A 24,255-nucleotide genomic window follows, 5' to 3' on the forward strand; every position below is an offset into this window, starting at 1 on the left:
CTTTCCGCCACAAGCGGGGAGCCGGCTTTTATCTTTTGGAATTGCTTGACCATGACTATTGCTTCCCAACGCTACCTCGCCCTCGACGTCCTGCGCGGCCTGACCGTCGCCCTGATGATCGTTGTCAATACCCCTGGCGACTGGGGCAGCGTGTATGCGCCGTTTTTACATGCCGAATGGCATGGCTTTACCCTCACGGACCTCGTGTTTCCCAGTTTTCTGTTTGTCGTCGGCAATGCGCTGGCCTTTGCGCTGGGCAAGTATGAAAATCTGGGCCATGGCGCCGTGCTGGCCAAGCTGTGCAAGCGCAGCGCGCTGATCTTTTTGCTGGGCTTCCTGCTGTACTGGTTTCCCTTCTTCAAGATCGACGACGCGGGCCAGTTCGCCTGGTCGCCGCTGTCGCACACGCGCATTCCCGGCGTGCTGCAGCGCATCGCCGTGTGCTACCTGGCCGCCGCCCTGATCCTCCACTACTGGAAGACGCGCGGCGCGCTCGTCTTCAGCGCCTGCGCCTTGCTCGGTTACTGGGCCATCCTCGCGACCTGGGGCGACTACAGCTTGCACGGCAACGCGCCGGCCAAACTCGATTTGATCTTGCTGGGCGACAGCCATCTGTACCACGGCGAAGGCATCGCCTTCGATCCGGAAGGCATCCTCGGCACCTTGCCAGCGATCGTCAATGTGATTGCCGGCTACCTGGCGGGCAGTTTCGTGCGCCGCACGGCACCGGCGCAGCTGCGTGCCGCGCTGTATCGGCTGGTGGCGGCCGGCATCATCTGCGTGGCCGTGGCCCTGTGCTGGAACGAGGTATTCCCGATCAACAAGAAGCTGTGGACCAGCTCGTACGTAATGCTCGGCATCGGCCTGGACTTGCTGCTGCTGGCGCTGCTGATGTTCGTCATCGACGTGCGCAAGATCACGGGCTGGACCTACTTTTTTGAAGTCTTCGGCAAGAACACGCTCTTCATTTACCTGGTGTCGGAAGTACTGGTGATCATCGCGTTTACCGTGCGCATCGGAGGCGGCAATCTGTACCAGTGGCTGTACCAGCACTGGTTTACGGGCTGGGTGCCGGCGCGCGTGGCTTCCTTGCTGTTTGCCGTCAGCTTCATGCTGCTGTGCTGGCTGATCGCCTACGTCATGGACAAGCGCAAGATCTACATCAAGGTCTAGAATTTCAATTTCAGGCCGTAGCGCGTGGCCAGTGCGGTGAAGAGCAGCATCAGGGCGGTGACGGCCGCCGCATTCCACAGGCCGGCCGCGCCGCCCGTTTCCCAGTACGGCCACCAGAAGCGCGGCAAGTGCAGCACGGCCGCCAGTTGCTGCCACAGGTCGGGCACGATGTAGGCGAACAGGGCATTGGTGCCAGCGGGCAAGAGCACGACGGCCCAGGCGCGCCAACGCCACACGTCGATGACGACGTAAAACACGAGGAAGAGGGCCAGGATGAGGGCGCCGCACACGAGCGTGTAGGATTCCGTCGCCGCGATCTTGTTGATGTGGTGATACGGCCGCAACAGCATGCCGGCCGCGAACATGCCCAGCGCAAACCACGCCATGAAGCGGATGCGCTGCCCATGGTCCAGGGCGGCGCCGCGCAGGAAGAGCTGGCCCACCAGCGTGCCGGCCAGCACATTGGCCGTCGTCGAACCGAGCACTTGCGGCACGTTGACGATGGCGTTGATGCCTGCAGGCAGGAAATCGAGGCTGCCCGCCGTGCCGCCCATGTACAGCACGAGCAGCAGGGCAAACATACCCATCAGCGCCGTGCCGCTGCCCCGGCACGCCAGGTACAGCAGGCTGCACAGCAAATAGGACCAGCCTATCATGCCGAGGATGCCCCACCACGACGGTTGCAGCCAGGTACTGGAAAATTCCGCATTCAATTCGCCACGGAACGTCGCCAGCAGGAACAGCATCAGCGCGCCGCCGGCGGCCAGTTCCAGCTTGCCCGCGCCCTGGCGCCACAGCAGTATCATGGCCACATAAAACAGCAGGAAGTACACAGCCTGCGGCAGCGGCGCCGCCTGCGCATCGTAGCGGTAGGCATTGGCCATTACCACGCCGGCCAGCATCAGGCTCGCGGAGCGCCACAGCAGGCGCCCCAGCAAGGCTGGCGTGACGTGGCCGCAATGGCGTTGCAAGGCCAGCGGTATGGCCATGCCGACCATGAACAGGAAGCCGGGAAAGACCAGGTCGGGCAAGGTGATGCCGTCGGCGCGAGGCCCCGCATGCTCGAGCCACCAGGCGATGCGGGGCATGCCGGCCAGGTAGTTGACCCAGATCATGATGACGATCACGCAGCCGCGGAAGGCGTCCAGGCTGGTCAATCGTTCGGCGGTGGCGGTGGTGGCTGGCGGCATGGGACAATGGCAAAGGTCGAAAAAAAAGCAGCCCCGGCGTGAGCCGGGAACTGCCTTGCGCATGCTGGCGGGAGCGGGAATTACTGTGCCGCTGCTGCCGGTGCCGCCGCTGGGGTGGCAGGACGGTTCAGCCACAGGATCCAGTAGCGGGCCAGGTCGCCCACGCCGTCGCCGCCCTTGACCGTTTCCAGGACCTTGATGGCTTCATCTTTCTTGCCGGCCATGGCGTAGGAATAACCGAGGCGCAGCTTGGCGTCTTCTGGACGCTTCAGGCCGCCCTTGGCGATGCCTTTCTGGATCAGGTCGATACCTTTGTCGAACTGGTCCATCGTGACGAAAGCGTAGCCGAGGTTGATCAAGCCCGTGCCATCCTTGCTCTTCATGGCCGATGCTTCGCCGCTGGCAATGTTTTTCGCATCGTCGGCGGCACCCTTGTTGGCCTGGTCGCGCAGTTTCTTGTGCTTGGCGGCATTCGCGCCCGTGCCCAGCACGCCTTTGGCAAAGCCCGCGTCGAGGACTTTTTTCGCTTCCGTCGGGAAGGCGTTCTGCAGGGCGATTTCAGCCATGTCGCTGTAATCTTGCGGCGGCATCGTGCCCACGGCCTTGAATTGCAGGCGCAGCACGTCCAGGGCGAAACGGTCGGAATAGCCGGCCTTGCCTTGCGTGCGGCTCAGCAGATCGCTCCAGTAGTCATCGGATGGGTAGTAGCGCACCAGGTTTTCCATGGCGACCAGGTAGGTGGCCGGATCCTTGCTTTTCGAACCCGTGTTGGCCAGCAATTGCAGTTCTTCGATCGTCGGCGTCTTGCCGGCCGCTTGCTTGGCCGTCAGGTCGGCCATCAGTTCCTGTTTCGCGCGCGCGAAATCATTGCTGAAGTAGTAGGCGCGGATGATGTACTGGCGCACGCCAGCGACGTCACCGGTTTCCGTCTGGTAACGGGTGAACCATTTGATGGCGTTCGGATAATCCTTGGCGTTGTAGTGGTAGTTGGCCAGCGCCTGGATGAAATCGCCTTGTACCTTTTTTTCCAGCTTGCCCGATTCGATGACCGCTTCCAGCGCCGTCATGGCCATCGGCGCATTGTTGGTGGTCGACGCCAGCGCCACGCGCAGGCGGTTCAGCACGAACAGTTCGTACGGTGTCAGGGCGGGAATGGCGGCAGCCTGGTCGATGCGGCTTTGCACGTCGGCGTAGTTTTTCGCATCCATCGACGCTTTCACGGCGTCCGGATCGAGCAGTTTGAACACTTCAGGACGCACCGTGTCGGCAGGTACGGCGGCGGGCGCACCGGCGGCAGCGGCCGGCTTGGCATCCTGCGCGTGCGACACGGCTGGCAGGACATTGAGGCCGATGGCGGCCAGGAGCAGGCTAAGGCGTGCAAGACGGAATTGGGACATGGGTTACCCTTCAATCAATAACAAAAATACGCACCGGCACTGGCAGCCGCAACAATCGTGCAGTGGCATTGCCAGAGGGGCAAGGAAGCTCGAAAAAACATCATTCTGCCAGTCTGCCTGCACAAGTCAAACAGAAGCGGCATGATACAAAACGGCTATTGTCACATAAACGGCTGAGCGGGTGCGGCAAACGTGCGCGCCAGGGCTCGCCCTTTGGCATCGAACAGCAGGCAGCGCTGCGGCGGCAGATGCAACCGCATGGCGTCGCCCGCGTGGCGCAAGCCTTCCTCGGCCGGCAGCTTGACTGCCAGCATATCGTTCACCCCCGGCATGCTGGCGTAAACGATGGCCACGTCGCCCAGGTATTCCACATGGCTGACGGCCGCGTCGACCACGTTGTCGCCCCCATTGGCACCGTGCCGCAGGCTGACGTGCTCGGCGCGCACGCCCAGGGTCAGCGGGTCGCCGGGCGTCACGCCATCACCCTGCGCCTCGACGTCGATGACGGTGCCGCCGGGCAGGCGCACGGCTACGGAGCCGGGACCACAGGCGACGGCCTCGCAAGCGACGAAGTTCATCTTCGGCGCGCCAAGGAAGCCGGCCACGAACAGGTTGCCGGGATTGTTGTACAACTCGTGCGGACTGCCTACCTGCTCGATGCGCCCGCCGTTGAAGACGACGATGCGCTCGCCCAGGGTCATGGCCTCGACCTGGTCGTGCGTGACGTAGATCATGGTCGTCTTCAATTCCTGGTGCAGGCGCGAGATTTCCACGCGCATCTGCACGCGCAGCGAGGCGTCGAGGTTCGACAGCGGTTCGTCGAACAGAAAAACCTTGGGTTTGCGCACGATGGCGCGGCCGATGGCCACGCGCTGGCGCTGGCCGCCCGACAGGTCCTTCGGCTTGCGTTTCAACAGCGGCGTGATCTGCAGGATCTCGGCCGCGCGTTCGACGGCGGCGCGCACCTCGGCCTTTTTATGTCCGGCCAGCGAGAGGGCAAAGGCCATGTTCTCGTACACCGTCATGTGCGGATACAGGGCGTAGCTCTGGAAGACCATGGCCAGGCCACGTTCGGCCGGCGCGACGTCGTTGGCCAGCTGGCCGCCGATATGCAGCTCGCCGTCCGTGATGTCTTCCAGGCCGGCGATCATGCGCAGCAGTGTCGATTTGCCGCAGCCGGACGGCCCGACGAAGACGACGAATTCGCCGTCGCGGATATCGAGGTCGATGCCGTGGATGACGGGGTGCTTGTCGTCGTACAGCTTGACGATATTTTTTAAAACGATATGTGCCATGGCTTGTGCGATTCCTAGCTGGCGCTGGCCGGCGCGGATGTGGCGCCGGCGTCAGATGGGTCGGAGGTATCCTTCGGGCCGATGCGCATGAAGCGCGACAGGATCAATACGGGCACGGCCGACACCAGCACCCACAGGAAGAAGGTCTTGTAGCCGAGCGCCGTCTGGATGTCGCCGCTGATCATCTTGAACAGCACGAAGCCCAGCTGCATCACGCCGGTGGCGAACGCATAGTGGGCCGTCTGGTATTTGCCGACGGAGACCACCTGCATCATGAACAGGATCAGGCCGACGAAGCCGAAGCCATAGCCGAACATCTCCACGCTGAGCGCGGCCGTGATCAGGGTCAGGTCGGTGGGCATGCTGTGGCTCAGGTAGTAGAACACCAGGTTCGGCAAGTTCATGGCCAGGATCAGGAAGAACATGGCGCGCTTGAGGCCCAGCCACGACGTGAAGTAGCCGCCGCCGATGCTGCCCAGCAGGAAGGCGACGGTGCCGGCCGTGCCGTACACGGCGCCCACTTCCGTCGTCGACAGGCCCAGGCCGCCCAGTTCGCGCGCTTCGCGCAGGAACAGCGGGCCGATGGTCTGCACTTGCGCCTCGCCCGCGCGGAACAGGATGATGAAGGCGATCATGCCCCAGATGCCGGGCTTTTTCAGGAAGTCGACCAGCACGTCCCACAGGGTGCGGCTGATGCCCGCGACACTCTTGTCGGCCACGGCCGCATTGCGCACCTGCGGCAGCGCCCACAGGTGGTAGGCGGCCAGCGACAGCATCATGGCGCCGATGATCAGGAAGATGACCGACCATGCCGGCTTGATGCCGATTTTTTTCTCCAGGTAGCCGGCCAGGATCACCAGGCCGCCCAGCGAGATGAATTTTCCGGCATTGAAAAAGGCGCCTTGCCAGCCCGCGTAGGCCGCCTGCTGCTTGTCCGACAGGCTGGCGATATACAGGCCGTCGCAGACGATGTCGTGCGTGGACGAGGCCAGCGCGGCGACGAACAGCACGGCGATGCAGGCGGCGAACCACAGCGGCGTTTGCAGGGCCAGCGCGATCAGGCCCAGGCTCAGGCCGCCAAGGAACTGGAACAGCACCACCATGGTCTTCTTGCTCGACGCCAGTTCCAGGAAGGGGCTCCACAGCGACTTGAAGACCCAGGCAAAGCCGATCAGGCCCGTCCAGCGGGCGATCAGGTCGTTCGGCACGCCCATGCTCTTGAACATCAGGCCGGCCACCAGGGCCACGGCGTAGAACGGCAAGCCCTGGGCGAAGTACAAGGTGGGCACCCAGGTGATCGGGCTGCGGACTTTCTTGCTGATGCTGATGCGCTGGTCGTGCATGGGGGCTTCCTTATCGAGAGACGTTTTCATTTGACTGCGCCGTCCATGCCGCGCATGAAGAAGCGTTGGGTAAACAGGAAGGCGAGCAGGGTCGGCACGATGGTGATCAGGGTGCCGGCCGCGATCACGCGCGTGCTGCTGCCGAAGGTGCCGCGCAAGTACAGCACGCCCACCGACAGGGGAAATTCATCGGGCTTGCTCATGACGATGGAGGGCCAGATGTATTCGTTCCACGACTCGACGGCCGTGAGGATGCCGACGGTGGCCAGCCATGGCGTAATCAGCGGCAGCATGATGCGGCTGAAGATCACCCACTCGGACGCGCCATCGACACGCGCCGCGTCGATCAGGTCTTGCGGCACTTCCTCGAACGCCTGCTTGAGCAGCAAGATGGCCACGGCCGTCACCACGTTGGGCAGGATCACGCCCGTGTAGGTGTCGACCAGGCTCATTTGCGTAATGGTGATGAAGTTGACGAGGAAGTTGACCTCGGACGGCAGCACCAGGGTGGCCAGGATCAGGCCGAACACGAGCTTGCGGCCGCGGAACTTCAGGCGCGCCAGCGGATACGCGGCCAGTGAACACAGCAGCAGTTTCCAGAACACGGTGAACACGGCGATCAGCACGGAATTCTTGAAGAACGACCAGATCGGGATCGCCTTGAACACTTCGATGAAGTTGTCGAATGAGGGCGCCTTGGGCCAGAAGGTGGGCGGGAAGGCGAAGATATTGCCTTCCGTGGAAATGGCCGTCACCAGTGTCCACCAGAACGGGAAGACGCAGACGACGGCGATCGCGCACAGCACGGCGTAGTGGCCCAGGATGTGCAGGCGCGTTGTCAGGGGACGGGATCGTTTTTTCATGGTCAGCGGTGCTTCGGTTTCAGATAGCGCAGGCACAGCAGGGCGATGGCTATGCAGAACAGCGAGACGACGAAGCTGGCCGCCAGCGCGCGCGGCAGTTTCAAGTGTTTCAGGCCCTGGTCATACGCGTAGTACAGCGCCGTGAAGGTGGAATTCATCGGCCCGCCCTGGGTCAGCACGTCGACTTCCTGGTACGCCTTCAAAGCCGCCAGCACGGACAGGATGGAGCACAGCATGATGGTGGGGCGCAGCATCGGCACGGTGATCTTCCAGAAGCGCTGCCAGCGGTTGGCGCCATCGAGCATGGCCGCTTCCTGCATGTCCGAGGGGATAGCCTGCAGGGCCGCCAGATACATCACCATGTACCAGCCCAGGCCGCGCCACAGGGTGACGAACATCACGGCAAACAGGGCCAGGCTGTCGTTCGACAGCCAGCCCACGGGCGCGTTCACGAGTTTCAGGGTCATCATCACGTAGTTGAGCGCGCCCTGTTCGTGGAACATGAAGCCCCACATGATGCCGACCACGGACACGGTGGTGACCACGGGCACGTAGAAGGCGGCGCGGAACAGGCGGATGCCGGGCAGGCGGTTGTTCACCAGCACGGCCAGCACGATGGCGCCCACCTGCACGAAGGGCACCATCAGCAAAAACATCAGCGAGTTTTTCAGGCCCGAGACGAACATCTCGTTGTTGAAGATGTAGCGGAAGTTGTCGAGGCCGACGAAGCGCGTCTCGCGTATCAGGCTGTAGTCGGTGAAGGCCAGCACGGAGCCGTAGCCGACGGGCCAGAAGGAAAAGGCGGCCAGCAGCAGCAGGGCGGGAGTCAGGAACAGCCAGGCTTGCACGGTATGGCGGTGGGCGAGTTTCATGGTGTCCTCAGTGACGCGGCAGGGTGGCCAGCTTGCGGTTCCAGATGGCGACGGCCTGGTCCAGCGCCTGCTTGACGTCCTGCTTGCCCGTGACCCCGGCCTCGACGGCCTTCACGAGCGAGCGGCGCAGCTCGTCGTAGTCGTCGATGCCGGCCACGTACAGGGTGCGCGCGTGGCCCATCGACAGGGCGCCGGCGGCCACCGCCTTTTCGGCCGCGCCCGCGTTTGCTGGCGTGGCGAGAAAGAACGGGTCGGCCGCCGCCTTCACGGTGGTGGGAAAGACGCTGGCCTGTTTGGCGAAGGCCAGCTGGTTCTCGTCGTTCGTCAGGAAGCGCGCGAACTTGCCGACCGCCGGCAGCTGGCGCGCCGGCACGCCTTTCGGAATGGCGAAGTGCACGAGCCAGCCGCCATCGGCGATGCCGGTCGGGCCCAGCGGCGCGGGCGCCACGTCGGTGATGGCGTAGATGTCTTTCGCATCGCCGCGGATGCGCTGCATGGCCGTCGGCGGCGCCAGCAGCATGCCCAGGCGACCGCCCTTGTAGGCGTCGATCACGGCCGGGAAATTGTCTTCGGCGAACAGGCTTTCTTTCAACAGGCCTCCCACCTTGTAGGTGTCGGCCAGTTTCTGCACCAGCGCCACGTGCTGCGGCGAATTGAAGACGGCGCGGTTGTCGGTGATGACGGCCAGGCCCTGTTGCATGAACAGGCCGTCGATCTTGGACAAGGCGGGGGCGATGCCGGCCTTGCCCGTGCGTTGCGCGATCTGGCGCGCGTACGCCAGCTGTTCATCGAGGCTGGCGGGGCCGCGCGTGAGGCCCGCCTGCTTGAAGATGGCGGTATTGAAGGCGATCACCGCGACATTGCTGTACATGGGAAAACCGTAGGTGCGGCCCTTGAAGCGCAAGTCGTCCAGGGCGCTGGGAATGTAGCTGGCGCGCGCTTCCCCGATCAGGCCATCGACGGGGCTGAGCAGGCCGTCGCGCGCGAATTCGTCGGCCCAGGGCACGTTCAGGCTGACCAGCGCGGGCGGCGTGCCGGCCACGATGCGCGTGACCAGCTTGGTCTGGATGACGTCCCACGGGAAGTCGATCCATTCGATCTTGACGCCGGGATTCTGCGCCTCATAGCGCGCCACCACCGCATTGAAATACGGCGTGAACTTGGGCTTCATGCTGAAGGTCCAGAATTCGATTTTCTCGGCAGCCCATGCCTGCGGCGCGAGCAGGCCCGCGCAGGCAACAACCGCCAACAGTCTCTTGATCGTCATTTTTATCCTGGAGCGCGAAGCTCCAATGTCCATGAGTCCGCGGCGCGGGTACATGCCCTTGCCGTCGCTTATATGCGTGCTGCTGCCGGCAGCCGCGCCCCATGTGGGGGGGCGCAGCTGCCGGGTAGTGCTTAATTGGTCTTGGTGACCTTGCTCAAGTGACGCGGCGCATCCGGGTCCATGCCGCGCGCGGCCGACAGTTTTGCCGCCATCACGTAGAAGGACTGGATGGCGACGATCGGATCGAGGTCCGGCGTGGCCGCCACGGGCAGGGTCAGGTCGCGCTCGGCCACGTCGGCGGGCGCCGCCAGCAAGACCTTGGCGCCGCGGCCGCGCATTTCGCTGGCCAGTTGCAGCAGGCCGGCCTGGGTCGGCCCGCGGGTGGCGAAAATCAGCAGCGGGTAGCCTTCTTCGATCAGGGCCATCGGGCCGTGCTTGATTTCGGCGCCGCTGAACGCCTCCGCCTGCAGGGCCGACGTTTCCTTGAATTTCAGGGCCGATTCCAGCGCCACGGGGAAGCTGATGCCGCGTCCGACGACCATGATGTTGCGGGCCGGGGCCAGCACGTCGATGGCCGGCGACCAGTCGACGCGGGTCGCTTCAAGCAGCGCCTCCGGCAGCGCTTCCAGGCCGCCCAGCAGCTCGGGGTCGTTCTGCCACTGTGCCACCATGCGCGCACCGGCGACCAGGCTGGTAATAAAACTTTTGGTGGCGGCGACGCTTTGCTCCTTGCCGGCGCGCAGGGGCATGGCCCACTCGGCGGCGTGCGCCAGCGGCGAATCGATGTCGTTGACGAGGGCCACGGTGGTGGCGCCGCCGTCGCGGAAATAGCGGATCGGCTCGACCACGTCCGGGCTCTGGCCCGATTGCGAGATCGAGATGGCCAGGGTGTCGCGCGTCACCAGCGGCGATTTGTTCAGGGTCACCAGCGACATCGGCAGCGATGCCACGACACGGCCCAGGCGCGCCATGATCAGGTAGGCGACGTAGTTGCAGGCGTGGTCGGAGCTGCCGCGCGCGATGGTCAGCGCGGTCGAGAATGAGGTGCTCCTCAATTTGCGGCCCAGTTCCGCGTAGCGTTCCGTGTCGCTGGCCAGTTGCAGGGCGACGCATTCGGCGGCGGAAATGGCTTCTTTAAGCATCATTGAGGTCACAGATTTCTCCTTCTATATACACAGCTTTGAGTTTGAGATCGCGATCGAGTACCACCAGATCGGCGTAAGTGCCGGGGGCCAGCCGGCCGCGTTCTTCCAGGCCCAGGTAATCGGCGGCGTTGGTTGACACGCGCTTGGACGCGTCGGCCAGGTCCAGTCCCAGTCCCACCAGGTTGCGCAGCGCCTGGTCCAGGGTCAGGGTGCTGCCCGCCAGCGTGCCGTCGGGCAGGCGCACGCCGCCCATGCATTTCTGCACGGCGTGGCGGCCCAGCATGTATTCGCCGTCCGGCATGCCGGTGGCGGCCGTCGAATCGGTAACGCAGTACAGGCGCGGGATGGCGCGCAGGGCCACCTTGATGGCGCCCGGGTGCACGTGCAGCAGGTCGGGAATCAGCTCCGCATATTCGGCGTGCGCCAGGGCGGCGCCGACCATGCCCGGCTCGCGGTGGTGCAGGCCGCTCATGGCGTTGAACAGATGCGTGAAACCCATGGCGCCGTGCTCCAGCGCGGCCACGCCGTCTTCGTAGGAGCCGAGCGTGTGGCCGATCTGCACGCGCACGCCGGCGTCGGCCAGCGCCCGCACCAGGTCCAGGTGGCCGGCGATTTCCGGCGCCACGGTGATGACGCGCAGCTTGGCCAGTGTTTGCAGGCGTTCGATTTCAGCCAGCGTGGCGGCGCGCGCGAAGTTCGGCTGCGCCCCGAGCTTGCCGGAATTGATGTACGGGCCTTCCAGGTGGGCGCCCAGCACGCGCGCCGTGTTCGGGCGGCGGTGGTTGGCGGCGATGCCGATGGCCGTCAAGGCCATGTCGATGTCTTCCGGCGGCGCCGTCATGGTGGTGGCCAGCAGGCTGGTCGTGCCGTGGCGCGCATGGATGGCCGCGATGGCATAGACGGCGTCGCCGCCTTCCATGATGTCCTTGCCGGCGCCGCCGTGCACGTGCAGGTCGATGAAGCCGGGCAGAATATAGTCGTCGCTGTTGTTCGACGGGTGAAGGGAATCGCCCGTGATGCTGTCGACGCGCTCGCCGAAGGCGATGGCGCCGTGGATCCAGCCGCCGGGGGTAAGGATATTGCCTTTGATAGTGCTGCTCATCTGCGCGACTCCGCTACGAATTCATAATAATCACTGCGGCAATACGAGTGGGTCAGTTCCACCGCTGCGCCGTTGTCGAGATAACTGACACGGGTGATGTGCAGCATGGCTTCACCCGTCTTGATGTTGGCCAGCTTGGCCTGTTCCGCCGTGGCGTTGACGGCGCGGATATGCTGCAGCGCGCGCATCGGGATGGTGCCGCGCGACTCCAGGTAGCCGTACAGCGAATCGGTCACCTGCTGCGGGTCCGGCATGTACAGCGCGGGGATGGTGGTCGTTTCGATCGCCATCACCACTTCATCGGCCGTGCGCAGGCGGCGCAGGCGCGCCACCGGCATGTGCGGCGACAGGCCCAGCGACAGCAGTTCCAGCGGCGCGGCCGAGCCGATGTCGCGCTGCAGCCAGCGCGAGCCGGCCGTGAAACCGCGCTGGCGCAATTCTTCCGAAAAGCTCGTCAGGCGCGACAGCGGCTGTTCCAGCTTGGGCGTGATGTAGGTGCCCGAGCCGCGCTTGCGCGTCAGCATGCCCCGGTCGCACAGCATGTCGATGGCCTTGCGCGCCGTGACGCGCGAAATTTCCAGGATGTCCGACAGTACGCGCTCGGAGGGCAAGGCCTGGTTGGCGCGCCAGTCGCCGCTGGCGATGCCGTCCGACAGCATGTTCGCCAACTGCATGTAGAGCGGCGTGTCGCTGGCCGGATTGGGTTTGAAGGCGGACAGTTTGGCCAGCATGGTCATTGCTCCTGCAAGTGCTTGCGGATCAGGCGCAGACCGCCTGCGGCCGAGTCGCCCTGTGCCGGCACGACCAGTTGCAACAGTTCCGCCGGCAGGTAGCCCGACAAGGGCGCCGCCAGGCCGCCGCAGAGGGCCACGGGCAAGGCGCCGGCCGGGTCGAGCGCCCTGGCGATCAGCGCGATCTGCCGGCCCGCGTCGACCAGGATGGTGTACGCCACGGCATTGCTGGCCGCGTGTTCGAGCACCAGGCGCGCCAGTTGCGCGAAATTGGTCTGGCTGGCCGCGGCCAGCCACACTTGCATGGCGTCGCGCTGGCCGCCGCAGGCATCGATGATGGCCGTGGCGAAGGCGCTGCCGGGCACGCGGCCGTCGACCACTTGCTGCGCGTGGTTGATGGCGCGCATGCCGATCCAGGCGCCGCCGGCCTCGTCGCCGGATGGGAAGCCCCAGCCGCCCACTTCGTGGCGGCTGCCGTCCGCGTGCAGCACTTCGCCCACGCTGCCCGTGCCGATGGCAACGATGGCGCCCGGCTGGCCCGCATGCGCGCCCAGCAGGGTGGTCAGGGCATCCGATTCCAGCGCCACATGGGCATAGCCGGGATTGTGTTCGACGAAGCTGGCGGCCCACTGCTTGTTGTGCACGCCGGCCAGGCCCAGGCCGATGGCCATGCGCTGCAGCGACGGCTGTTCCAGGCCGGCCGCGCGGAAGGCCAGGGTGACGGCGTGCGCGACGGAGGTCCACGCCCGTTCGATGCCCAGTCCCAGGCCCGATGGGCCGCTTTGTCCCTGCGCCAGTTCCTGGCCGTCCAGGCGCGCCAGGCGTACGCGGGTACCGCTTCCCCCGCCGTCGACGCCGATTATGTATTCGATCATGTTGTGCAGTCCCGCGTTTGGTTGAGTGCGCCTGTCTCGGTTCTTTTATTTGTCGGGCGGCGAAAAAGCTGAAGGCACTATATTGTCGCCCCGAGGGCTTGTCAACAGGTATTTAAGTGGTATTAAAAAATGCATGGCGCGGTGTTGCGCCGAGCCCGAGAGGCATATTGCAAGTGTTTGTTAATAAAGGAGTTTTTGCGGATGGTGAATGGTATTGAAATTGGCCTTGTTTAATGCCAATTTTTCGCCACTGGTCTGCGCCGCGCGCCATAGTATTGCTTGGCAAGGGACGCCATGAAGAGTAAAGTCCGCCTTTTACACCTGAGTTGGAAGAGCATGATGAACGACAAGGCAGCAAAGAGCGAGTACTGGGACGACTGGCAGCAGGAGGCGCTGGCCGCCGGTGTGTCGGCGCCGCTGGCCGCGCTGGGCATGGAAATGATGCGCACGCACCGCAAGAACCGCTGGCCGAAGGATTTCCTGGGCCGCGAAAGCGATGGCCCCGTCATGATCGAGATGTGCCTGGAAGACGAGGCGGAAACGGAACTGTTCTTTATAGAGAACCTGTATCCCTACGATACGGCGCTGATCGAAAAGACGCGCCGCCGTCTGTGCCTGCACTGAATGTGCGCTGACGCGTGACTGGAGCGGCCGCCTTGCGCGGCCGTTTTCACGTCAGGTGCTGAATTTTTCGCTGTTGGTGGTGGCGCTGGCGCGCATGCGCAGGCTCAGCAGCACGATGGTGACCAGCAGCAGTGAATGCGCGCCCGGTTCATGCTGGGCCGGGGCGCGCAGGCTGGCGTCCTGCGACTGGAGGCTGGCCAGCTGCATGGCCAGGGTGACGGGCGCCGCCCGGTAGGTGGCCGCCTGCATCGGCTGTGTATCCGCCGCATAGGTGTTGCCAGCGGCCCAGAGCGACAGGGCCGCGCCCAGCAAGATCATTGTTCTCATCATATTGTCTGTTTCCGTCTATTTCCGCCGAGGGCTGCAAGTCGATTTGCCATGGTCCGCCGCATGCCGGCCATGTCCTGTCCCCAGTTTGTATGCTTGTTTCCGTGCTGGTCACGCCGCACCAAAATGATATCTATTTATAAAGTCCGTGTATTAAAACACAATAGAATAAAAATGCAAACGTCTTTTTTCAAATAAACGCATGCGCTGCCTGTGCTTGCCGGGCGGGATCAATTGCATAGGGGAAATGATGTGGCATTTTCATGGGGGAGTGTCATAATGGCTCAGGCATTTCCGCCCAGGCATGGAGTAGATGATGAGCAAGGCACAGGACAGCAAGAAGGAAGCCAAGAAGGAACCGGCCAAGACCATGAAGGAAAAGAAGGAAGCCAAGAAGGTCAAGAAAGAAGAGCGCAAGCGCTGATCATGCGCGTGCGCCGTTCATTGATGCGCCCGTGGCGTGCGCCGGCCCGGCTGGCGGTGTTCGCCCTGCTGGCCTGCGGCGTGCCCGTGTCCGGCGTGCTGGCGCAGCAGAAGCCGCCGCCATCCACGTTCGGGCAAGTGGTGGGCAATGCCGTGCTGTGCATCGACCAGATCGACAACAAGGCTTTTTATGCCTATCTGCTGACGGCCTTCGGCCCCGCCTACAAGCATGAAGGGGGCGCCTACTGGTTCCGCACGGACGCGACCTTGTGGGGCGCGCCGATTACCGACGTGATCGTCAGCGACGACACCAGCCCCCTCGTGTTCATGGGCGTGGTGGCGGACTCGACGCCGGAAAAACTGGAGCCGGCCATCCGCGGCGCCTCGGGTCTGCGTTTCAATAAACTCGACAATTCCGCCTTTCCCGTCCGTGGTTCCGTGCCTGGCAGTAAAATCGTCTACTTCCGCAGCAAGGCAAAAGTCTATTGCGCCAAATACAAGCCGTTGCCGCCCGCCCGCACCCGATGAGGGTATCGGCTTGCCGCCGCGCATTTTGATCGTTTCATCCGCAGGGTCTCCATGTACACGCATTATTTCCAGCTCAAGCAATCGCCGTTTTCGATCGCCCCCGATCCGCGCTACCTGTTCATGAGCGAACGCCACCGCGAAGCGCTGGCGCACCTGCTGTATGGCGTGGGCAGCGGCGGCGGCTTCGTGCTGCTGACGGGCGAAATCGGCGCCGGCAAGACCACCGTGTGCCGCTGCTTCATGGAGCAGATTCCGGAAAACTGCCAGCTCGCGTATATCTTCAATCCGAAATTGTCCGTCGAGGAACTGCTGCTGTCGATCTGCGAGGAATTCCGCATCGCCCCGGCGCCTGGCGTGGCCAGCGTGAAAGGCTATGTCGACGCCATCAATACGCACTTGCTGGCCAGCCATGCGCAGGGCAAGAACAATGTGCTGATCATCGACGAAGCGCAAAACCTGTCTGCCGCCGTGCTGGAACAGTTGCGCTTGCTGACGAACCTGGAGACGAGCGAGCGCAAGCTGCTGCAGATCATCCTCATCGGCCAGCCGGAATTGCGCGCCATGCTGGCCCGGCCGGAACTGGAGCAGCTGGCGCAGCGCGTGATCGCCCGCTATCACCTGGGGTCGCTGACGGCGGACGAAACGGCCAGCTATGTCCGCCACCGCCTGGCTGTGGCGGGCAGTACGGCGCAGACGCCGTTTGCCCCCCGTTTGATGGCGCAAATCCACGCCTTGAGCAAGGGAGTGCCGCGCCGCATCAATCTGCTGTGCGACCGCGCGCTGCTGGGCGCCTACGTGGAAAACCAGCCGCAGGTGACGCGCCAGATCTTGCGCCGCGCCGCCGAGGAAGTGTTTGCGGAAGAGGGCAAGCCGGCTACTGGACGGGGCTTGCGCTGGCCCCATGTGGCGGGCGGGGTCTTGGCCGGCGCCGTGGTCACGGCCGCGCTGGCCTGGCATTTCATGCCGCGCCCATCCGCTGTGCCTGCGGCTCCTGCCGTGGCCGCCTCTGTGCCTGCCGCGTCCGCCGTGGCGGCTGCCGCCGCATCGGCACCTGCACCCGCCAAGGTGCCGGACCGCAACGCCGTGCTGCGCCAGCTGGCCGCCCTGTGGGGCGAGCAGTTGCCGGCCGGCGATGCTTGCCAGGCGGGCGCCCGCGCCGGCCTGCGCTGCCTGCACAGCCGGGGCGGCATCGCCGAGCTGCGCGTGCTGGACCGTCCCGCCATGCTGGCCTTGCGCGATGCACAGGGGATGGAACAGCTGGCGCTGCTGACGCGCCTGCAGGACGAGAGCGCCACCTTGATGCTCGACGGCAAGCAGCAAAGCTTGCCGCTGGCCCAGCTGGCCCAGCTGGCGCAGCGCAGCGATGGCAGTTTCACGACCTTCTGGCGCGCTCCGCGCAGCTGGCGCGACGAAGTGCCGCTGGGCGCCCGCGGCGTCGACGTGGACTGGCTGGCGCAGCGCCTGGCGCAACAGCAGGGCTTGCCGGCACCGGCCGCCAATCTGCCGCTCGATGCCGAGATGCAAGGCCTGCTGCGTGCTTTCCAGCAGCGCCAGAACTTGCGGGCCGATGGCCTGGCCGGCCCGAAAACGTTCATACGCCTGATGCAGCTGGGTGACAATGCGGAGCCGCGCCTGAGCAGCGCAGCTCCTGCCGTGGCAGCGCCCGCTGCGACGGCGATGGTGGCGGGGAAATAAGATGTCCTACATACTTGAAGCACTGAAAAAATCGCAAGCCGAGCGCCAGCTGGGCGAGTTGCCGTCAATCCACGCACCGCAAGTGCAGCTGCACGATGGCGCCGCGTCCGGCGCGGCGCGGCGCGCGCCCGTCTGGCTGGCGTTGGGCGGCGTGACGGTGGCCGTGGCTGCCGCCCTGCTGTTCTGGCAGCCTTGGCAGGCGGGCACGGCTGCACCTGCGGCCGCTCCTGCCGTCTTGGCCCAGGCCGTGCCCGCGCCGGTGCCGGCAGTCGTCCCATCCGTCGTCCCGGCGCCTGTGCCGGTGGCTGTGACGGTGCCGCCAGCAGCCACCGCCGCGCCCGTGCACCATGCCCGGCCCGTGGCGGAACCGAAGCAGGAGTCGCCATCCCCCGCTCCTACGCCGGCCGTGCCCGTACCTGCGCCTGCCGCCGAAGAGGCCGTGCCCGGCATGCGCGACCTGCCCGAGCCGATACAGCGGCAAATCCCTCCGGTCGCCATCGGCGGCTATATCTATTCGAAGAATCCGGCCGACCGCCTGTTGCTGGTCGATAAGGTCCTGCGCCACGAAGGCGAGGAACTGGCGCCCGGTCTGGTGCTGGAAAAATTGCAGCCGAAGGCGGCCATCTTCAGTTTCAAGGGCTACCGCTACCGCGTGCCATACTGAGTTGTTGTGCATCAAGGCCGGGCCGCCATAGCTGAACCATACTGGCCTGGCCTGGTCGAACCAGGGTCGCTGCGCCCGTGTGCGCGGCCGGGGAGGTCAGATGATTGCTGCCGCAGCTGGTGAGGGTGTTCTTGACGCGCATGGCCTGGGTAATCTGGCGCGCATCGACCATATCGTCGTGCTGATGATGGAAAACCGATCGTTCGATCACATGCTCGGCTACCTGAGCCTGGAAGGCGGGCGCGCCGACATCGACGGCTTGCAGGCCGGCCATGCCAACGTGCATGCGGGGGTGTCCTACCCCGTGCACCATTTGCGGCGCACGGCCTTCGGCCCGCAGCAAGATCCGTCGCATACGGGCATGTCGGTGGCGCAGCAATTGCAGAATAATAATGGCGGCTTTGTCGACGACTATGCGCAAACGCATCCGGGCGACCCCGACATCGATCTGGTGATGGGTTATTACAATGCAGCCGACTTGCCCATGTACGATTTCCTGGCGCAGCAATTTTGTGTCTGCGACCGCTGCTACAGTTCCGTGCCGGGCGCCACCTGGCCCAACCGCCTGTATGCGGTCAGCGGCAAGGCGGCCGGCAGCCACGACAGCAAGCGCGTGCCCCTGTACACGAACAAATCGTTCGTGCGCCACCTCGAGCGGGCCCAGGTCAGCTGGAAATTTTATTCCGCCTGGAAGCCCTGGAGCCTGGCCCTGACGGACGACCATTACCGCTCGTCCGAGTGGTACGAACCGTTCGGTTCCAGCGCGCGCCGCTATGGCTTCATCGGCGATGCGCTGGCGGGCACCTTGCCCTCGGTCAGCTGGATCGATCCGCATTTTTTTGACAATGACGACCACCCGCCGGCCGATATCCGCGCCGGCCAGGCGCTGGTGGCGCAGGTCTACCAGGCTTTGTCGCGCGGCCCCGCCTGGGCGCGCACCTTGCTCATCCTCAGCTATGACGAGCACGGCGGCTTTTTCGACCATGTGCCGCCTGGCCCTGCCATTGACGACGATCCCGCGTTTCGCCAGTACGGCGTGCGCGTGCCCATGCTGCTCGTGTCGCCGCTGATTGCGCCCGGCAGCGTCAGCCACGAGGTGGTCGACCACACGTCGATCATCAAAACCATCCTGCAGCGCTTTTGCCGCGCCGCCGATGGCGGCTTGCCCCAGATGGGCGCGCGCGTGGCGGCCGCCAGCGGCCTGGGCGCCGTGCTGACCCTGGCGCAACCGCGCGCGGCGCCCGCCGTGCCTGCCGCCGTGCTGGCGCAGCGCGCCGCATGGGACGCGGATGTGCGGGCGCGGGACTTCGCCACGCTGGCGCCGGCCAGCCTGCCTGATGGCGAACTGGGTACCGTTGCCGGCGTACCGATCCAGTCCGATGCCGAGGCGGGCGCGATCGCTGCCCACCGGCAATTGGCGCGCAAGGCCAGGAATGCGCAGGCGATGAGTGGTAAAACAGCGAGTAAAACGGCGGGCGCGGCAGCGCCGAAGCCGGCGGGCAGGCGCCGGCGTCACGTGCCCGCCGGCGCGAAGAATGGCGGAAAACCGGGAGTTGCTTGACCTCGGTGTTAACTTGGGCAATGCGCGACGCCTGTGCCGGATGGCCGCGCCCGTGGCGCTGCGTATAATCATTCCTTCTCAATCAAGGAGTGACCATGCACGATGCGATGCCCGCACACCCGGTACTCGGTGTGATCGGCCGTTCCGGTAGCGGCAAGACGACCCTGCTGGAATTTGTGGTGAAGGAAATGGCGGCGCGCGGCTTGCGCGTCAACCTGGTCAAGCACAGCCACCATGACCTGGCGCTGGAGCCGCCGCAAAAGGATAGCGCCCGCCTGCGCCTGGCCGGGGCGGCGGAAGTGCTGGTGGCGTCGCCGTACCGTTTTGCCATCGTGCATGAGCTGCGCGGCGCGCCCGAGCCCAGTCTTGCACAGCAATTGGCCCGCATGGGGCCGGCAGACCTGACCCTGGTCGAGGGTTTCAAGACGGACCCCATCCCCAAGCTGGAAGTGTTCCGCCCGGAAGTGGGGCAATCGCCTTTGTATCCGCACGACCCGCACGTGATCGCCGTGGCCTCCGACAGCCCGGCGCCGGCCGATTTGCGCGAGGGCGTGCAATGGCTGGACTTGAATGCGCGCGAGCACGTGCTGGCCTGGCTGCTGCTGCAGTTGGAAAATAAGCTGGAAAAATAAGCTAAAGGTTTGCCGGCGACATCCGTTAACAAGGGTAGAACCTCATTGGAGAAATGTATGGACGTCGGAAGCATTGCTCAACTGTCAACCACGATGGCGGAGACAGGCACGCGGCAAGCCGTCGGCTTGACTGTCCTGAAAAAAGCCCAGGATATCCAGAGCTCGACTGCCACGGCCTTGCTGGCAGCATTGCCGCCGGTACAGTCGGCGCCTAGCCTGCCGGCTCACCTCGGTAACCGCATCAACACGACTGCCTGAGCGCGGTCCGCGGCGCCAGCCTGGCGCCCGCTATATTTACGCCCACACTACCGTCATCGACGGTGGCGCGTGGGCGTTTTTGTCTGCCTTCCTGTCCCTGTGAAATGAAGTAATTGAGCCTGGTTCGCCATGGCACGGCCGATTCAGTAGAATGACGTCCATCGCCTCGTGTTGCTCATGGTGCAGCCCGGGGCGTGCCCACTTATCGATTACTTTGACCCATGCAAGAGGAATTCCATGAATAAACGTCAAGCTCTCATCGCCGCCGCCCTCGCGGGTCTCTGCGCCGGCACTTCCGTCAACGCGGCCGCGCACGATGGTCCCGCCCCTGGCGACAAGGAAAAATGCTATGGCGTGGCCAAGGCGGGGCAGAACGATTGCGCCTCGTCCGACGGCGCGCATTCCTGCGCGGGCCAGGCGGAGGCGGACAATCTGCCCACGGAATGGTCCTATGTTGCCAAGGGCACGTGCGAACAGGCGGGCGGCTCCGTCAAACCCATCAAGGCCGGCAAGGCTGCAAAACCGGCTACCCAGCCCTAAGCGTCCGCCGCCTGCCCATGCCGCCGCCCATCCAGGCGCTTGCCGGCGTCGGCTTGCGCGCCGCGCATTACCGCGACTTCCTGGCGCGCCGGCCCAGGGTGGGCTGGCTGGAAGTGCACACTGAAAATTATCTGCAGCCCTCGGGCTGGGATCATCACGTGCTGCAGACCCTGCGCGAGGAATACCCGATCAGTCTGCATGGCGTGGGCCTGGGCCTGGGTTCCGCGCGCGGTTTTTCCGAAGCGCACCTGCAGCGCGTGCGCGCCGTGGTCGAGCGCATCGAACCGGTCCTCGTGTCGGAACACTTGAGCTGGGGCGCCGTGGCGCAGCGGCAACTCAACGATCTGTTGCCGCTGGCCTTGAACGGCGCCGCCCTCGATTTGCTATGCGCCAGAGTGGGGCGGGTGCAGGATGTGCTGAAAAGACCGATCTTGCTGGAGAATGTTTCCACTTACCTGCGTTTTGCCGACGATGCCATGAGCGAAGCACAATTCCTGGCGGAGCTGGCGCGCCGCAGCGGCTGCGGCTTGCTGCTCGATATCAATAATCTGTACGTGAACCAGTGCAACCACGGCGAAGACGCCATGCTTGCCATGCAGTCCATCGCGCCGGGCAGCGTGGGCGAGCTGCATCTGGGCGGCCACTTGCTGACGCCGCACGCCGTGATCGACCACCATGGCGCTACCGTTGTCGAGCCCGTCTGGGACTTGTATGCGGCCGCCTTGCGGCGTTTTGGCGCCGTGCCCACCCTCGTCGAATGGGATACGGATTTGCCGCCGCTCGATATCCTGCTGGGCGAGGCGCACAAGGCGCAGGCCATGCTGGCGCGCCTTGCGCCGCAAACGCCCTGGCAGGGAGAGGCGCTGCCATCGACGCCAACGCCCGCGCCGCTTGACGCGCTGGTAGCCGGCCAGCAAGCGTTTGCCACGGCCTTGCTCGATACCGCGGCTGCCCTGCCATCGTTCGCGGGAGCGGCGGTATTGGAGCGTTTTTCACTGTACCGCGGCAACTTGAGCGCCACGTGGCGCCGCACCCTGGGCCATGCCTACCCCGTCGTGCTGGCGCTGGTGGGCGAGGAATTCTTTGGCGGCCTGGCGCGCGCGTATGGTCGGCAGTATCCGTCAGATAACGCCGATTTGAACCAGTTTGGCGAGCGTTTCGCCGATTTTCTCGCTGTTTTTCCGCCTGTGGCTGACTTGCCCTATCTGCCCGACATGGCGCGCCTGGAATGGGCCGTGCACCTGGCCCATTACGCGGCCGATGCGCAAGGCATGGCGCCCGAGTCGCTGGCCGCCATGCATCCCGACCAACTGGAAGCGCGGCGGTTTAGCTTGCATCCCGCTTGCGCCTTGCTGGCCTCCAACTGGCAAGTGGCGGTCCTGTGGCAGGCGCATCAGGATGGTGAAGGGCAGGGGATGTTTCCGCAGGATATGCAGGTGGCCAGTTGCGCGCTCGTATGCCGACCGCGCTGGAAGGCGCAGGTGCTGGTAGTGGATGCGGCTGCGCATGCAGCCTTGCTGGCCTTGCGGCAGGGGCAGACGTTTGGCGCCGCACTCGATGCGGCGTTCGAGCTGGACCCGGCGTTCGATTTGGCCGCACACTTGCGCCAGTGGCTGGCGCACGCGGTGTTGACGGCGTAACGGTTTATTCGAAGGCCCGCAGCAGGCGCGCTTCGCCCGTCTGATCGCGGTACAGGGCATTCGCCGCCAGGGTGGCGTCCATCATGCGCGTCACTTGCTCTTCTTCAAAGCGGGCCAGTTCGGCCGTGGCCGCGACGAGGGCCAGTTCCAGCCGGGCGCGCGCGCTCTGGTACAGGCTGCTGGTATATTTGTCTGTGTTGCGCAGTAATTCTTCCGCGTTTTCTATGACCTGGCGCAAGTCGCCGATCAGGCGCTCCTGGCTGCGCGTACCTTGTGCGGGATGTTCCATGGTGCTTCCCTTCTGCAATCGATATTCATCTGGCAATAACGACGTGTTGCAGCTTGATCCAGGCACCCGGCTGGCATGGGGCTGCTTTAGCGCCCCATGCCGACATCACACGGGAGCGACGACCGTGATACGGATATCGCCCACGCTGACGACCTGGCCTGCGCGGATCTTGGCGGTCTTGCGCAATTCCTTCTTGCCATCGACCTTCACCACGCCGCTATCGACCATGACCTTGCCTGCGCCACCGCTGTCGCACAGGCCGACCAGCTTCAACAGCTGGTTCAGCTCGACGAACTCGGATGTTAAATCAAAGCTTACTTTTTGCATTGTATCCCTTATTGCAATGATGTGTTTTCAACACTTGATGACGACCTCAACTAACTCGTAGTTTACCTGAAGCCGCCAGCAATGCAGGGGGAAGTCAGCTTTTGTTGGGCCGCGTCATCTCCAGCGGCACGATCCACGCACTGAATTGCTCTTCCGTCACAAAGCCCAGGGTCAGCGCCGCTTCCTTCAGGGTTGTGCCTTCGTGCTGGGCCTGTTTGGCGATTTGTGCCGCCTTGTCATAGCCGATGTGCGGCGCCAGCGCCGTGACCAGCATCAGGGAACGCTCCATCAGTTCGGCGATGCGCGCGCGGTTCGGCGCGATGCCGTGCGCACAATGCTCGTCGAAGCTGCGCATGCCGTCGCCCAGCAGGCGCGCGCTTTGCAGGAAGTTGTGTGCAATCAGGGGCTTGAAGACGTTCAGCTCGAAATTGCCCGAGGCGCCGCCCACCGTGATGGCCACGTCGTTGCCGAACACCTGGCAGCACAGCATGGTCAGCGCTTCGCACTGGGTAGGATTGACCTTGCCCGGCATGATGGAGCTGCCCGGCTCGTTTTCAGGGATTGTGATTTCGCCGAGGCCGGAGCGGGGGCCGGACGCCATCCAGCGCACGTCGTTGGCGATTTTCATCAGGGCCGTGGCCAGTGTTTTCAGCGCGCCATGGGCCGCGACGAGGGCGTCGTGGGCGGCCAGGGCGGCAAACTTGTTGCTGGCCGACTCAAACGGCTGGCCCGTCAGGCGCGCCAGTTCTGCCGCGATGCGGCCGGCAAATTTCACGTGGGCATTCAAGCCCGTGCCAACGGCCGTGCCGCCGGCGGCCAGCTGCAGCAGCGGCGGCAACGATGCCGTGATGATGTGCTCGGCAAAGTCCAGCTGCGCCACGTAGCCGGAAAATTCCTGGCCCAGGGTCAGCGGCGTCGCATCCTGCAAATGGGTGCGGCCGATCTTGACGATGTCGGCAAATTCCGTGGCCTTGGCGTCCAGGGTGGCGCGCAGCTGGCGCAGCGGCGGCAAGACCGTGTTGGCGACGGCCAGGGCGGCCGCCACGTGGATTGCGGTGGGAAAGATGTCGTTCGAGGACTGGCCCAGGTTGACGTCGTCGTTCGGGTGCAGCAGGCGCTCGGCGCCCCGCAAGCCACCGATCAGCTCGGAGCCGCGGTTGGCCAGCACTTCGTTCATGTTCATATTGCTTTGAGTACCCGAGCCCGTCTGCCAGACGGCCAGCGGGAATTCCGCGTCGTGCTTGCCTGCCAGCACTTCGTCGGCAGCCTGCGTGATGGCAACGGCTTTCTTGCCATCCAATAAGCCCAAGTCCAGGTTGACGTGGGCGGCCGCGCGCTTGACGGTGGCCAGGGCGGCGATCAGTTCGGGCGGCATCTTTTCCGTGGAGATATGGAAGTGCTCGAGCGAGCGCTGCGTTTGCGCTCCCCACAGCCGGTCGGCGGGCACGTCGATCGGGCCGAAACTGTCGCGTTCGATTCTGCTACTCATGGCAT

General features: G+C 64.5%; 25 protein-coding genes. 10 read left to right on the forward strand and 15 right to left on the reverse strand.

Going from position 1 to position 24,255, the window contains the following annotated elements; translation table 11 throughout:
- Positions 1 to 51 precede the first annotated feature (51 nt).
- Positions 52 to 1,173 (forward strand): acyltransferase family protein, encoded by a 1,122-nt coding sequence (locus CLU90_RS24515; protein ID WP_092714801.1) that lies wholly within the window; start codon positions 52 to 54, stop codon positions 1,171 to 1,173.
- Here the strand turns inward: CLU90_RS24515 and CLU90_RS24520 are convergent.
- The 11 genes from CLU90_RS24520 to CLU90_RS24570 form a co-directional block, all read right to left on the reverse strand.
- A complete protein-coding gene (locus CLU90_RS24520; protein WP_157808891.1) occupies positions 1,170 to 2,363 on the reverse strand; it encodes a DUF5009 domain-containing protein in 1,194 nt (397 codons plus the stop codon). The two genes, CLU90_RS24515 and CLU90_RS24520, sit on opposite strands and share 4 nt — an antisense overlap.
- An 80-nt stretch (positions 2,364 to 2,443) precedes the next feature.
- The gene (locus CLU90_RS24525) at positions 2,444 to 3,760 is read right to left on the reverse strand and encodes a tetratricopeptide repeat protein (RefSeq protein ID WP_092714805.1); all 1,317 of its coding nucleotides are present in this window, start codon (positions 3,758 to 3,760) and stop codon (positions 2,444 to 2,446) included.
- Between the two features lie 161 nt (positions 3,761 to 3,921).
- A complete protein-coding gene (locus tag CLU90_RS24530; RefSeq protein WP_100429071.1) occupies positions 3,922 to 5,055 on the reverse strand; it encodes an ABC transporter ATP-binding protein in 1,134 nt (377 codons plus the stop codon).
- A gap of 14 nt (positions 5,056 to 5,069) precedes the next feature.
- Positions 5,070 to 6,398, reverse strand: coding sequence for an MFS transporter (locus CLU90_RS24535; protein ID WP_092714809.1), 1,329 nt, complete (start codon positions 6,396 to 6,398; stop codon positions 5,070 to 5,072).
- A 26-nt stretch (positions 6,399 to 6,424) separates the two neighbouring features.
- Positions 6,425 to 7,261, reverse strand: a complete 837-nt coding sequence (locus CLU90_RS24540) for a carbohydrate ABC transporter permease (protein WP_046685314.1) — start codon at positions 7,259 to 7,261, stop codon at positions 6,425 to 6,427.
- A 2-nt stretch (positions 7,262 to 7,263) separates the two neighbouring features.
- Positions 7,264 to 8,133: a carbohydrate ABC transporter permease gene (locus CLU90_RS24545; protein ID WP_092714812.1), complete on the reverse strand. Its 870-nt coding sequence runs from the start codon at positions 8,131 to 8,133 to the stop codon at positions 7,264 to 7,266.
- 7 nt (positions 8,134 to 8,140) lie between these two features.
- Positions 8,141 to 9,400, reverse strand: a complete 1,260-nt coding sequence (locus CLU90_RS24550; protein ID WP_100429072.1) for an ABC transporter substrate-binding protein — start codon at positions 9,398 to 9,400, stop codon at positions 8,141 to 8,143.
- Between the two features lie 131 nt (positions 9,401 to 9,531).
- Positions 9,532 to 10,545, reverse strand: a complete 1,014-nt coding sequence (locus CLU90_RS24555; RefSeq protein ID WP_092714816.1) for an SIS domain-containing protein — start codon at positions 10,543 to 10,545, stop codon at positions 9,532 to 9,534.
- Positions 10,535 to 11,647 (reverse strand): N-acetylglucosamine-6-phosphate deacetylase, encoded by a 1,113-nt coding sequence (gene nagA, locus CLU90_RS24560; protein ID WP_092714818.1) that lies wholly within the window; start codon positions 11,645 to 11,647, stop codon positions 10,535 to 10,537. The genes CLU90_RS24555 and nagA overlap by 11 nt, the downstream gene beginning before the upstream one ends.
- Positions 11,644 to 12,378, reverse strand: a complete 735-nt coding sequence (locus CLU90_RS24565) for a GntR family transcriptional regulator (protein WP_052140116.1) — start codon at positions 12,376 to 12,378, stop codon at positions 11,644 to 11,646. Before CLU90_RS24565 ends, nagA begins: the two co-directional genes overlap by 4 nt.
- A 2-nt stretch (positions 12,379 to 12,380) precedes the next feature.
- Positions 12,381 to 13,253, reverse strand: coding sequence for a BadF/BadG/BcrA/BcrD ATPase family protein (locus tag CLU90_RS24570; RefSeq protein WP_100429073.1), 873 nt, complete (start codon positions 13,251 to 13,253; stop codon positions 12,381 to 12,383).
- A gap of 336 nt (positions 13,254 to 13,589) precedes the next feature.
- Here CLU90_RS24570 and CLU90_RS24575 point away from each other — a divergent pair, with 336 nt between their 5' ends.
- The gene (locus CLU90_RS24575) at positions 13,590 to 13,877 is read left to right on the forward strand and encodes a hypothetical protein (RefSeq protein WP_092714822.1); all 288 of its coding nucleotides are present in this window, start codon (positions 13,590 to 13,592) and stop codon (positions 13,875 to 13,877) included.
- Positions 13,878 to 13,928: 51 nt separating this feature from the next.
- Here CLU90_RS24575 and CLU90_RS24580 read toward each other — a convergent pair whose 3' ends face one another.
- Positions 13,929 to 14,207, reverse strand: a complete 279-nt coding sequence (locus tag CLU90_RS24580) for a hypothetical protein (RefSeq protein ID WP_139178316.1) — start codon at positions 14,205 to 14,207, stop codon at positions 13,929 to 13,931.
- A gap of 423 nt (positions 14,208 to 14,630) precedes the next feature.
- Between CLU90_RS24580 and CLU90_RS24585 the strand changes: the two genes are divergently transcribed.
- The 8 genes from CLU90_RS24585 to bufB all read left to right on the forward strand — a co-directional run bounded on the left by CLU90_RS24585 (position 14,631) and on the right by bufB (position 22,145).
- Complete coding sequence (locus tag CLU90_RS24585) at positions 14,631 to 15,155, forward strand: hypothetical protein (RefSeq protein WP_092714827.1); 525 nt, start codon at positions 14,631 to 14,633, stop codon at positions 15,153 to 15,155.
- Positions 15,156 to 15,206: 51 nt separating this feature from the next.
- Positions 15,207 to 16,850, forward strand: a complete 1,644-nt coding sequence (locus CLU90_RS24590) for an ExeA family protein (RefSeq protein ID WP_092714829.1) — start codon at positions 15,207 to 15,209, stop codon at positions 16,848 to 16,850.
- 1 nt (position 16,851) lies between these two features.
- Positions 16,852 to 17,514 carry a general secretion pathway protein GspB gene (locus CLU90_RS30160; RefSeq protein WP_092714831.1) on the forward strand — a complete coding sequence of 221 codons (663 nt, stop codon included), beginning with the start codon at positions 16,852 to 16,854 and terminating at the stop codon, positions 17,512 to 17,514.
- 100 nt (positions 17,515 to 17,614) lie between these two features.
- Complete coding sequence (locus CLU90_RS24600; RefSeq protein WP_092714834.1) at positions 17,615 to 19,075, forward strand: alkaline phosphatase family protein; 1,461 nt, start codon at positions 17,615 to 17,617, stop codon at positions 19,073 to 19,075.
- 95 nt (positions 19,076 to 19,170) lie between these two features.
- Entirely contained in the window at positions 19,171 to 19,707 is a 537-nt protein-coding gene (gene mobB / locus CLU90_RS24605; protein ID WP_092714836.1) for a molybdopterin-guanine dinucleotide biosynthesis protein B, read from the forward strand.
- A gap of 57 nt (positions 19,708 to 19,764) precedes the next feature.
- Positions 19,765 to 19,965, forward strand: coding sequence for a YjfB family protein (locus CLU90_RS24610; RefSeq protein WP_034781856.1), 201 nt, complete (start codon positions 19,765 to 19,767; stop codon positions 19,963 to 19,965).
- A gap of 237 nt (positions 19,966 to 20,202) precedes the next feature.
- Complete coding sequence (locus CLU90_RS24615) at positions 20,203 to 20,505, forward strand: BufA1 family periplasmic bufferin-type metallophore (protein ID WP_092714838.1); 303 nt, start codon at positions 20,203 to 20,205, stop codon at positions 20,503 to 20,505.
- Between the two features lie 17 nt (positions 20,506 to 20,522).
- Positions 20,523 to 22,145 carry an MNIO family bufferin maturase gene (gene bufB / locus CLU90_RS24620; protein ID WP_100429074.1) on the forward strand — a complete coding sequence of 541 codons (1,623 nt, stop codon included), beginning with the start codon at positions 20,523 to 20,525 and terminating at the stop codon, positions 22,143 to 22,145.
- A gap of 4 nt (positions 22,146 to 22,149) precedes the next feature.
- On the opposite strand, the gene CLU90_RS24625 is transcribed toward bufB, so the two are convergent.
- The 3 genes from CLU90_RS24625 to fumC form a co-directional block, all read right to left on the reverse strand.
- A complete protein-coding gene (locus tag CLU90_RS24625; RefSeq protein ID WP_092714842.1) occupies positions 22,150 to 22,434 on the reverse strand; it encodes a hypothetical protein in 285 nt (94 codons plus the stop codon).
- A gap of 105 nt (positions 22,435 to 22,539) precedes the next feature.
- Positions 22,540 to 22,761, reverse strand: a complete 222-nt coding sequence (locus CLU90_RS24630) for an RNA-binding S4 domain-containing protein (RefSeq protein ID WP_035825476.1) — start codon at positions 22,759 to 22,761, stop codon at positions 22,540 to 22,542.
- Positions 22,762 to 22,855: 94 nt separating this feature from the next.
- Positions 22,856 to 24,250, reverse strand: a complete 1,395-nt coding sequence (gene fumC / locus CLU90_RS24635) for a class II fumarate hydratase (RefSeq protein WP_100429075.1) — start codon at positions 24,248 to 24,250, stop codon at positions 22,856 to 22,858.
- Positions 24,251 to 24,255 lie beyond the last annotated feature (5 nt).

This window comes from Janthinobacterium sp. 67 (assembly GCF_002797895.1).
Taxonomy (GTDB): Bacteria; Pseudomonadota; Gammaproteobacteria; order Burkholderiales; family Burkholderiaceae_D; genus Janthinobacterium.